Annotated in this window: 8 protein-coding genes; all 8 read left to right on the top strand. The window is 42.4% G+C overall.

Annotation, left to right across the window (positions count from 1 at the left end):
* The first annotated feature begins 4 nt into the window (after nt 1–4).
* The 8 genes from BM156_RS16160 (at nt 5) to BM156_RS16125 (ending at nt 11,055) form a co-directional block, all read left to right on the top strand.
* The gene (locus BM156_RS16160) at nt 5–703 is read left to right on the top strand and encodes an RraA family protein (protein WP_093920937.1); all 699 of its coding nucleotides are present in this window, start codon (nt 5–7) and stop codon (nt 701–703) included.
* Nucleotides 704–820: 117 nt separating this feature from the next.
* On the top strand, nt 821–1,981 hold the full coding sequence (locus BM156_RS16155; RefSeq protein ID WP_093920936.1) for a mandelate racemase/muconate lactonizing enzyme family protein: 1,161 nt from the start codon (nt 821–823) through the stop codon (nt 1,979–1,981).
* Between the two features lie 139 nt (nt 1,982–2,120).
* Entirely contained in the window at nt 2,121–2,909 is a 789-nt protein-coding gene (locus tag BM156_RS16150; RefSeq protein ID WP_093920935.1) for an SDR family NAD(P)-dependent oxidoreductase, read from the top strand.
* Between the two features lie 130 nt (nt 2,910–3,039).
* Entirely contained in the window at nt 3,040–3,963 is a 924-nt protein-coding gene (locus tag BM156_RS16145; RefSeq protein ID WP_093920934.1) for an SMP-30/gluconolactonase/LRE family protein, read from the top strand.
* A 519-nt stretch (nt 3,964–4,482) separates the two neighbouring features.
* Nucleotides 4,483–7,494, top strand: a complete 3,012-nt coding sequence (locus BM156_RS16140) for a SusC/RagA family TonB-linked outer membrane protein (protein ID WP_093920933.1) — start codon at nt 4,483–4,485, stop codon at nt 7,492–7,494.
* A 49-nt stretch (nt 7,495–7,543) separates the two neighbouring features.
* Nucleotides 7,544–9,103 carry a RagB/SusD family nutrient uptake outer membrane protein gene (locus BM156_RS16135; protein WP_093920932.1) on the top strand — a complete coding sequence of 520 codons (1,560 nt, stop codon included), beginning with the start codon at nt 7,544–7,546 and terminating at the stop codon, nt 9,101–9,103.
* 78 nt (nt 9,104–9,181) lie between these two features.
* Complete coding sequence (locus tag BM156_RS16130; RefSeq protein ID WP_093920931.1) at nt 9,182–10,180, top strand: L-rhamnose/proton symporter RhaT; 999 nt, start codon at nt 9,182–9,184, stop codon at nt 10,178–10,180.
* A gap of 299 nt (nt 10,181–10,479) precedes the next feature.
* On the top strand, nt 10,480–11,055 hold the full coding sequence (locus tag BM156_RS16125; protein WP_166642760.1) for an RNA polymerase sigma factor: 576 nt from the start codon (nt 10,480–10,482) through the stop codon (nt 11,053–11,055).
* Nucleotides 11,056–11,085 lie beyond the last annotated feature (30 nt).

Here is an 11,085-nt window from a genome sequence, read left to right as displayed (position 1 = left end):
TAAGATGACTGCAAACGATTGGAAAGACGACGAAGAGCTTTTCGGTTTTATCCGTAAGGAACTCTATACAGCTGTAATTGGCGACATTATGGACAAGATGGGGCTTCAGCATCAGTTTTTACCTCCTCAAATCAGGCCGCTGAAAGAGGAGATGATGCTGGTTGGACGGGCGATGACTGTTTTGGAAGCTGACTGTTTCGAAGAATTGAGCCCCGGATCACAAAACCCCTTAATGGATAAACCATTTGGCTTGATGTTGGAAGCTTTGGATGATATCAAGCCGGGCGAGGTTTACATCTGCTCTGGTTCTTCTCCTGCCTATGCTTTAGTTGGCGAACTGATGCTTACCCGCATCAAAATGTGTGGTGGCACTGGAGCTGTTGTCAATGGTTATTCGCGCGATACCAAGGGGATTTATGATGTTGATTTACCGGTGTTTTCTTATGGACCCTATTCTCAGGATCAGGCACCTCGTGGTAAAGTGATTGACTTTCGGGTGCCTATCGAAATGAACGGGGTTCGTATCAATCCAGGTGATATTATTGTTGGTGATATTGATGGCGTTTGTGTGGTCCCTCAGTCGGTTGAGAAGGAAGTATTTGCGCGCTCTTTGGAAAAGGCTCGAGGGGAGAAAACGGTATTAAAAGCCATTCAGGAAGGGATGAGTGCTGTTGAAGCCTGGGACAAATACGGAATCATGTAAGGCAATGTATAAATAAGAAATAGCCATGAGTAAAGGATTTGAAAATCAGTGGTTCGGATATGGTCGTCTGAAAATTCTGGTTCCTGGTTCTTGTATCTTGGCTCTAATTTGAAATGAATGAAAATTACAGATGTAAAAGTATGGTTGGTTGAAGGTGTAAAGTACAATTGGACTTTACTTAAAATATATACCGACGAAGGAATTACAGGGGTTGGCGAAGCGACAAACTGGCCCGGAAGTCAAATGATCGAAGCTGCTGCAATTGAAGCAGGAAAACGTATTATCGGATTGGATCCGATGCGAACTGACTTTATCTGGACCAAATTGTATCGCGATTTGAATTGGGTTGGTCCTTTTGGTGTTAGTATGTGTGCAATTTCGGGTATTGACATGGCCTTACTCGATTTGAAGGCAAAGAAACTGGGAGTCCCAATGTATGAGTTGCTGGGAGGGGCGTTTCGGACAAAAATCAGGTTGTACGCCAACTACTGGTTCACTGGAGGTGGACACAATGCCGAGGATTATGCGATGCAGGCTCGAAAGGTAATGGACGCTGGCTTTAAGGGGGTTAAGTTTGATCCTTTTGCGCATGTCAACTATTTGTATGGTGAAGACTTAAACACCGATTTGGGCTTGAGCCAGGAGCAGCAAAACCGGGCTTTTGAGGTGAGCAAGGCCGTTCGCGAAGCGATTGGTCCCGATGCTGACTTGATGATCGAAACACATGCAATGCTCAATTTCAAAACAGCAGTGACCATGGCTGAACGATTGGCTCAGTTGAACATTACTTGGTATGAAGAGCCTGCAGGCCCTGAAAATGCCAATACTTTGAAAGCCTTTCGCGAACGCATCGATCCCAAAGTGTCGATTTGCGTGGGAGAGCGTCATTATACACGTCACGGAATTCGGGATCTGCTGGAGAAACAGGTGGTTGATGTTATTATGCCGGATATCACCCGTTGTGGTGGCCCTTCGGAAATGAAGCGCATGGCAACCATGGCCGAAACCTACAATGTGTTGTTGGCACCGCATAATCCAAATGGGCCCCTGTCAACATTGGCAAGTGCCCATGTGTGTGCGGCTGTTCCCAATTTCTTCCGGCAGGAATATATTTATTGCGATGTCCCTTGGCGAGATGAAGTAATTGATCATGCCATTGAGGTCGATCAAGGTTACCTGGTATTGTCTGATCGTCCGGGTTTAGGTGTCGATTTGGTTGAGCAAGAAATGGAGAAGCATCCGGGTATCCGTATTGCTAAAAAAGGTTTTTATATTTAGCAATAGGAAAGTACGAAGTGACTAAAGTATATTGACAGAGTTTGTGAGCCTTAAGTTAGTTCGAAGTAGTCTAAGAATCTATTGTCTTGGCTCTAACAAAAGTGTCTTTAAAAAATATAAACAGATAAAACCAATAAAAATGTTAGGGATTAATCTAACCGATAAAGTAGCTATTGTAACAGGTGTTTCCAGTGGTATTGGTGCAGGAGTCGCAAAAGTGCTGGCTGAAGCTGGCTGTCATGTGGCTGGTTGTGCAAGGACATCTGAAGATCAGGATAGTGTCAAAGATTTTATCAAGAGTGTTGAAGCTTTTGGGAAGAAAGCTTTTTACCAAGCGGTTGATGTTACCTCAAAAGAGCAGATTGCCTCTTTTGTTGAAAGTGTTGCCCGTGAATTTAAGCAGATCGATCTAGTGGTTTCCAATGCCGGGGTAAACGTATTCAAAGGAGCTTCGCAGTGTTCCGAAGAAGATTGGACATACAATCATGAACTAAACCTGGCTTCGCATTGGCGCTTGGCAAAAGCAAGCCGGAAACATTTAGAAGCAAGTTCTTCAGGAGTTTTTGTCGTTATGACTTCCAATCATGCTTACTCGTCAATTCCTGGTTGTTTTCCATACAATGTGACCAAAACGGCACTTACTGGTTTGGTTCGTGCCATGGCAATTGAATGGGGACCCTCTGTGCGGGTTGTGGGAGTCGCTCCTGGATTTATCGATACTCCCGGAAACGATAAATGGTTTAACTCGTTCCCGGACGCAGCCGCTGAACGTCAACGAACAATTGATTTGCATCCGGCAGGAAAACTTGGTACCCCAGAAGAAGTTGGAGCATGGTGTGCTTTTCTGGCAAGTGATTTTGCAGCTTTCGCTACGGGTACAACCTATCTTTTGGATGGAGGCCGGTCGGCTTTAATGCAGGACAGTTAGAATTGATGACTTATTATTTCTGATTTGCGGATAGAGATAGACCTTGGGAGTCCAGCTTGTGAGTTTCAGGTTGTTTGGATATCCGAAAGTCTGAATATCCGAACATCTCAAAGTCTAACATCTGGCATTTATGAAACTTTTGTTATTACTCTCAACATTGTTGATTACGAATTTACTTATGGGACAAAAAGTCGAGCTTGTTGAAAATACGCCAGTGGCAATTTTAGGAGAAGGCACGGTGTGGCACCCCTTTGAAAAGGTATTGTATTGGGTGGATATTACCGGAGAAAAACTTCATCGTTACGATCCGGTAAAGAAGGAAAATAAAACCTACCCAACGGGAAGTATGATTGGGACTGTCGTTCCTGCCGCTGGCGAGTTTACTGTTTTGCTCGCATTGGAAACGGGTATTTATGGAATGGCAGTGGATGGTGTTTTGCATCCATTGACCGACTATCCGAACGAATTGCAAGGGAACCGGTTTAACGATGGGAAATGCGATTCGGCCGGTCGTTTTTGGGTCGGAACAATGAACAAGAAAGTTGTTAAAGAAGCCGGCAATCTCTATGTTTTTGATGGGCAGGCTTTGACTGTGAAACAAGCAGGAGTAACGATTTCCAATGGAATTGTTTGGTCTTCTGATGGACAAACGATGTATTACATTGACACCGCTGAACAGTGCATTTTTGCCTACGACTTCAAGCAGGCGACCGGAGAATTGTCTAATCGTAGGATCGCCATAAATGTACCGGATGAGCTTGGAGCTCCGGATGGTATGACCATTGATTCGGAGGGAATGTTGTGGGTTGCCCACTGGGGCGGTCATGCCGTTATTCAGTGGAATCCAAATACGGGGGAACAACTGCGGGTAATCGATGTTCCCGCCCCTCATGTAACTTCCTGCGCTTTTGGTGGAGCTGATCTTAACACCTTGTTTATCTCAACAGCTAAAGAAGGCTTGTCTGAAGAGCAATTGCAAGCATACCCCTTAAGCGGCTCGCTTTTTCAAATTGCCCTTGATGTGCAAGGACTACCCGCAGGAGTCTATCGGTAGTTTTTACTTACCGTTGTCACTTTACGTCATTGTGAGAGGAGTAAGGCAATCTTTCTGATTCTTGATATGGAGTCGATCATCTAATTATTGGAAGCTGAGCTAATTGTCTTCGGAGTTAAAGTATATATTCTATTTGACATTCTTTTTTGGATAATATAGTTCATAAATGTGGAAATAGAGTTCATCAATTCCGCGAGGTAAAACGCTTATTTTTAGAGGAGAATATGAGTTGATATCCATTTTAAACAAAAGTTGATTTAAGACAGAAACTCGATATGCGCTTACTATTGAAAACTGGTTCTTTTTTATCAGCTACAAGTAAATAAACTGGCTAACGAAATTAAAAACAGAGGACTTCAATAAGCATTTAAGAGGTATAAACTGAAAAGACCGATGAACTAAAATAAAAACCGGCAAATGCGGAAACACTTGCCGGTGGATTACATGATGCTCTAACATCATGCTGATAAGTTAACAGCCACCGAAGTGGCTATTATAAAACTTAAAACATTCAAACTTATGAAAAAAAATCATGACTTTAAGAACAGGGTGGGGCGAAAACTACTGCTAGCCTTCCTGGTCCTTTTTGTAGGAACAAGCTTTTTGAAAGCACAACCGGTTAATCTTACCGGAACTGTTTCCGAGGCAGATACCGGCACGCCATTGCCGGGTGTTTCGGTGTTTGTTAAAGGAACAACAATTGGAACCATTACCGATGTTGATGGGGCATTTGCCTTGCAGGTGAATCCCCAGGCTAAAATCATTGTGTTCTCTTTTGTGGGTATGAAAACCCAGGAGATAGCAATCGGAAACAACAAGGAATTTAACGTTAGTTTGGAAAATGATGCAATTGGATTAGACGAAGTGGTTGCTGTTGGTTATGGTTCTCAAAAGAAATTGAATTTAACGGGAGCTTTAAGTTCGGTGGCTGAAGATGAGCTTAAAGGCCAGCCTGCCAATAATGTGGCTAGCCTGTTACAAGGGCGTATGCCGGGAGTAACGATCACTCAAAATTCAGGTCAACCCGGAAAAGAAGGGATCACAATCCGAATCAGAGGGGTGGGAACGATGAATAATTCAGACCCGATGGTTTTAGTTGATGGATTAGAGGCAAGCATGAATGATGTAAATCCGGCCGATATTGAAAGCATTACGACTTTGAAGGATGCATCTGCTGCTTCGATTTATGGAACAAGAGCTGCGAACGGGGTCATTTTAATAACCACCAAGCGCGGAAAAAAAGGAGAGCCGAAACTCAATTACAGTGGCTATGCTGGTTTTCAGAATCCATTAAACTTACCCAGCCATCTTTCATCCTACGAATATGCAAAGCTGCTGAATGAAGGTTTAGCCAACGAGGGAAAATCGCCTCAATACTCTGATCAGGAGCTGGAAGCGTTTAAAAACGGGCAAGCTCCTAACACCGATTGGTTGGATTTATTGCTTCAGGGGTCAGGCTTTACCCACAATCATAATCTGAGCATTACCGGAGGAAGTAATACTTCGCGTTATATGATTTCGTTGGCTTACTATAACCAAAAAGGGTTGGTGAAAAATACCAATCAAGATCGGTACACAGCACGTATTAATTTTGATAGCGATCTTGCTCATTGGTTGAAGTTTGGAATTAATTCAAGCTTATCACGCCGCGAAATCGTTCAGCCTACCAATCCTTTTGTCGGAATTGGAGTTGACCAGTTTTTCCGTCAGGCAAACCGGATTCCCAATGCAATTGCCAATAAGAATGAAGGAGGACAATTTATCAAATCGCACGTTGATGGTAACCCAATTGCCTGGATTGAAGCAGGCGGACAAGGAACTTCAATGTATTCGCATGCTTTAGGAAGTACATTTCTTGAAATGTTTTTAGCCGACGGACTATCATTAAAGACTTTGGCTGGTGTTGATTATACGATTGATGATGGAAGAACACATATCAAAACGATTACCTATGCTGGCGGTATTGAACAAGGTCCAAATTCGAAAGAGGACTATCTGGGACGTACCATAACCACAACACTTCAGGCAACCTTAACTTACGAGAAAACGTTTGGAAATCATGCCATAAAAGCATTGCTGGGAGCATCGAAGGAGAAGTATGCCTCGCATGTAACAAAAGCTTACCGGAAAAATTTTCCGTCAAACGCATTAACTGATTTAAATGCAGGGTCTTCTGAAGGAATGAAAGCAGAAGGTTCATCTGACGAAACGGCTTTGGGATCGTACTTTGGCCGTATTAACTACGATTATAAAGGAAAATACCTTTTTGAATCAACGCTCCGTCGTGATGCTTCTTCCAAATTCGCACCGGATGTTCGGGAAGCTTTTTTCCCATCATTTAGTGCCGGTTGGCGGATTTCTGAAGAGACTTTCCTGAAGCAAAAGGAATGGCTTGATAACCTTAAACTTCGCGGTTCTTGGGGACAACTGGGGAATCACCGAACAGATAGCTATCAATATTTGAGTACAATTAGTGCCGGGCAGGGATATCCTTTTGGCAACGTGATGCAGGATGGAGCCAGCCAAACAACGGCAAATAATCCAAGCATTTCGTGGGAAACAACAACCGAGTGGAACGTTGGTGTGGATGCAGCCGTTTTTGATGGCCTCTTTAGCTTAGGATTTGATTATTACGATCGCTTGACCGAAGACATTTTGACGAAGATTCCGGTATCTGCGGCGTATGGACTGGAAGCACCCGTGTCTAATATTGGAGCGATGAGCAATAAAGGAGTTGAATTACAATTGGGTCACCAGGGAAAAGTAGGAGCGTTGAACTATGCCGTGTCGGCTTATGGAACTTACAACAAGAATGAAGTCGTCACCTATCCCAATCCTTCAACGGGTGACTTGCTGAGAAGGGAAGGTGATCCTTGGGAAGCTTTTTATGGCTACGAATGCATTGGAAAGTTCCAAACCGATGAAGAAGCATCGACACTTCCTCATAGAACAGGGCTGGAACAAGCCGGTGACTTGAGGTATAAAGATCAGAACAACGATGGTGTTATCGATTCAAAAGACAAGGTTGTAATTGGTACAACACAGCCGAAGTACACTTACGGGTTTACTCTGCAAGCTGATTATAAACAGTTTGATTTTTCAGCCTTTTTCCAAGGGGCAGCGGATGTATATCGTACTTTCAACCGTGAGTTAATGTGGGGATTTATTGACGGCGCCAATGCTCAGGAAAAGCATTTGGATCGTACAATTGTTGAGAATGGAACAGTTGTGAAAGATGGCTACTTCCCCCGGGTTTTACCAAATAACTATGCAATTAATTCAGCACTAAGCACTTTTAGTGTGATGCGCTCGGACTACCTACGTTTAAAGAACATCACGTTAGGATATACCATTCCTGCAACCATAACCAAGAACAAGGTGGAACGCGCTCGAATCTACTTTAATGGACAGAACTTGTTTACATTGACTAATTTCTCTGATGATGCTGACCCAGAGGTGAGTAGTGGCTATGCTAGTTATGCTTATCCTCAGGTAAAAACGTTTTTGTTCGGAATAGACATTACGTTTTAAGTCGCTCATACCAATAGTTAAATTTTATCAAGTACTAAAAAAGAAATAAATGATGAAGAAGTTTTTATATATACTAACCATTTCATTGTTTGGGGTAGCGTGCAATGATGATTACCTGGATTTGGCACCAAATGGTGCGATGTCCGAAGCTACATTCTGGAAGTCGGAAAAAGACGCTGACCTTGCTCTAACCGGGTGTTATCGGGGATGGGAAGGATGGAGTAATATTTTGTTTTTTGATGGTGCCTCAGACAATGGTTATGAGCAATATGATTATGGTGCAAAAAAGTTAGGCAATGGATCATTAACGCCAACTGACGGGACAACTACCTGGACGGATGGTAACTCAGGGAAATGGTTTACTTATTCGAGAGTAAGGAAGTACAATGATTTTCTGGAGCGGATTGATCAGGTTGAAATGGATGAAGCAAAGAAAGAGCGCTACAAAGCTGAAGTTCGCTTTTTGAGAGCTTATGATTATTTCAATAAGGTGATTCACTATGGTGATATGCCGTTGGTTACAGAGGTGATTACTGATATTAATGAGGCTGCACTACCACGGACTCCTCAGGATCAGGTAGCTAAATTTGTGTTTGACGAGTTGGATGCAATTATCGCTGGAGGAGCACTTCCTACGCAAAATGTGATTGAAGCTTCCGGACATGTTACCAAAGGCGCTGCATTGGCCCTAAAAGCCCGGTTTAAATTGTATTTGGGAGAGTATGCTGCGGCTCAAAATGCAGCTGCACAAGTTATCGAAATGCCTTGCTTTGAGTTGTATCAAAATGGTTACGACAAATTGTTTTTACCTGCTGCAGAATCCGATAATAAAGAAGCTATTTTGAGTCTTCAGTTTGTGCCTGACAAGTACAACAACATTGCCTCATTAACATGTCTGCCTAACTCGCAAGGAGGCTGGGCTGCATTACAAGCATCATGGGATTTGATACAAGCCTATGAATCGACGGATGGTAGCCCTTTTAATGAGGATAAACCGTTTGAGAATAAAGATCCTCGCTTGGCAATGACTGTCTTGTATCCGGGGGCTCCTTATTATGGTGACTTTTTCGATCCATTTAATGGCCCCGATAAAAGCGGTGACCCAATTAATTGCCCAACTCGTATGCCTGTGCGTAAATACGTTGAGCCTTACGATGATGCTTGGAACCAATCAGGTGACTTCATGATTTTTAGATTAGCCGAGATGTATTTAATTTTTGCAGAATGTGCCCTTTACACAGGGGAGGATACCGATAAAGCGTTGGACTACATTAATTTGATTCGCGCTCGTAATGGCGTGAATATGCCGCCTAAAGAGAACTTGACAGAGGCTGTTGTGCGAAATGAGCGTCGGATTGAGTTGGCTTTTGAAGGCTTACGTTATTTCGATATAAAGCGTTGGGACATTGGAAGTGAAGCTTTGGGTGGACAGGTATTAGGCACTCGCTTGGGAACTGTTGATCATACCACTGGCGAAGTGAGTTGGGAAGGTGACCGCATTGTTGTTGAAGAGCGGCATTTTAATGCTGACAGAAAGTACTTGTTGCCAATTCCTCAATCGGAAATCGATTTAAATCCAAACATGACCCAGAATCCAGGGTATAATTAGGATATTTGGGCTGCACCTGCTGTTGACTTAGGTGCAGCCTACTTTTATTGCTACGAACTAAACTAAAATTGACGTATTATGAATCTTCTTACCGGACTGTTTATTGTTGCGCTTGCAGGCGTGTTGCAGGGATCCTTTTTTCTGCCAATGACTTACACCAAAAAATGGCAATGGGCCCATAGTTGGTTTGCTTTTTCGCTCTTGGCCATGTTGCTCTTAAATTGGGGAATTGCCTGGTTGACAATTCCGGGCATTGGAGCTATTGTGGCAGCAGTTCCGGTTAAATTGTTACTCTTGGTCTTATTTTTTGGCTTGTTGTGGGGACTTGGTGCTATTCTTTTCGGAAAGGCGATGGATCTATTGGGGATGGCTATCGGCTATCCGGTTATTATGGGCATTAATGCCATAACGGGGACTTTAGTTCCTGCCTTGGTTTTTTCAGCCTCGGTCTTTTTGCAATTAAAAGGACTGCTGATTCTCTTTGGAGCGGTTATCTCTGTTGTGGGAATCATTTTTTGCGCAAGAGCCTCGGCAAAAAAAGAGGAGGGTACAAACCTTTCTAAATACACTTCGGCAGGATTAGTTCTGGCAATCATTTCAGGCTTCACATCGTGTTTGCCTAATTTGGGAGCTGCTTTTAGTCAGGATATTACCCGAATTGCAGTTGAGCATGGCGTAGGGCAGGCGATGGCCGGAAATGTAATTTGGTCTTTGTTTTTTACGGCAGGATCTCTGGTGAATATGGGATATTGCTTGTTTGTTCTTATTAAAGGAAAAGAATTGAAAGCATTTCTTAATGAGCACAAAACGATGAATTGGGGCCTGATCCTGGGCATGTCAGCCATGTGGATTGGAAGTTTCTATGCTTATGGCTATGGTGCTGTCGTTTTAGGCGATTTAGGCTTGGTTGTTGGATGGCCACTGTTGGTCTCACTTTCCATTGTCATTGGAAATCTGTGGGGGATATTTCGGGGAGAATGGACAGGTGCTCCTCAAAAAGCCCGTAAAACACTTAACCTCGGAATTCTTGTTCTAATTGGTGCCGTTCTTATTATTGCCGCAAGCAATCACTTTTAATTAAGCGCAGTAGTTGCAAATATTTTATTGCAAATTGTTGGAGTTCAGAAGCTGTTTTTATTGCATAATCTTCGCTAAGACAATCATTGTTTGTAACGATTAACTTATTGGATCGCAAATATTTGTATTTTATTTTTTTGTTGCTAGTCATAGTTTTGAGGATAATATTAAACATTATGACGTTTAATTATGATTATTCGTAACTTTAATCTTGTCTAAAATAAATTATTCTAGAAAAATGATTTTCAAGAATTATATCCGATATTTAGGGCAATAGAAAAATTTATTTTCAAGGGAAGTTGGGCGCAATAGAATCGGATATACATCTTATCAAGGCTTTTAAGAAAGGGGATGCGGAGGCTTTTAAGCTGCTTTTTGATCAGTACCATGAGCGGTTGTATGCCTTTTTGTTTTCCATGTTGAGATCGAAAGAGGATGCCGAAGAAATTGTCCAGGAAACCTTTATAAAAATATGGGAGAGTCGAGCTTATTTTCTGGAAGATTACCCTTTTGAAGCGCTTCTATTTAAAATCGCCAAGAATACTTCGTTGAATTATAGCCGGAAGAAAGTGAACCGCCAGGTGTTTGAGAGTCGTTTTGATCTGGTTGTTGATCTTTCCGAGGAGTCGGCTGATCAGTATGTCCTGTTTAAAGAAACTCAACGCATTATTGAAACTATTTTGGACGGTTTACCACCAAAACGAAAAGAAATTTTTCTCCTTCAAAAAGTTGAAGGGCTTTCAAGAAATGAAATTGCAAAGCGTCTGGGAATATCTGTGATTACGGTTGATCATCAGTTATTTAAAGCCAATAAGTACCTAAAAGAAGAATTTAGGAAATATAGCTTCATGGTGCTAAATATCTTCTATTTGTAAGCAATTTTAAACTTTTTTTGATTTTTTTTA

The sequence above is a fragment of the Sunxiuqinia elliptica genome, assembly GCF_900113005.1.
GTDB lineage: Bacteria > Bacteroidota > Bacteroidia > Bacteroidales > Prolixibacteraceae > Sunxiuqinia > Sunxiuqinia elliptica.
The sequence above is the reverse complement of the archived record's forward strand: the minus strand, read 5'-3'. Positions and strand labels throughout refer to the sequence as shown.

Coding starts and splice junctions, on each gene's coding strand:
- BM156_RS16160 (WP_093920937.1), top strand. CDS start 5: ATGACTGCAAACGATTGGAAAGACGACGAAGAGCTTTTCGGTTTTATC.
- BM156_RS16140 (WP_093920933.1), top strand. CDS start 4,483: ATGAAAAAAAATCATGACTTTAAGAACAGGGTGGGGCGAAAACTACTG.
- BM156_RS16150 (WP_093920935.1), top strand. CDS start 2,121: ATGTTAGGGATTAATCTAACCGATAAAGTAGCTATTGTAACAGGTGTT.
- BM156_RS16155 (WP_093920936.1), top strand. CDS start 821: ATGAAAATTACAGATGTAAAAGTATGGTTGGTTGAAGGTGTAAAGTAC.
- BM156_RS16135 (WP_093920932.1), top strand. CDS start 7,544: ATGATGAAGAAGTTTTTATATATACTAACCATTTCATTGTTTGGGGTA.
- BM156_RS16130 (WP_093920931.1), top strand. CDS start 9,182: ATGAATCTTCTTACCGGACTGTTTATTGTTGCGCTTGCAGGCGTGTTG.
- BM156_RS16145 (WP_093920934.1), top strand. CDS start 3,040: ATGAAACTTTTGTTATTACTCTCAACATTGTTGATTACGAATTTACTT.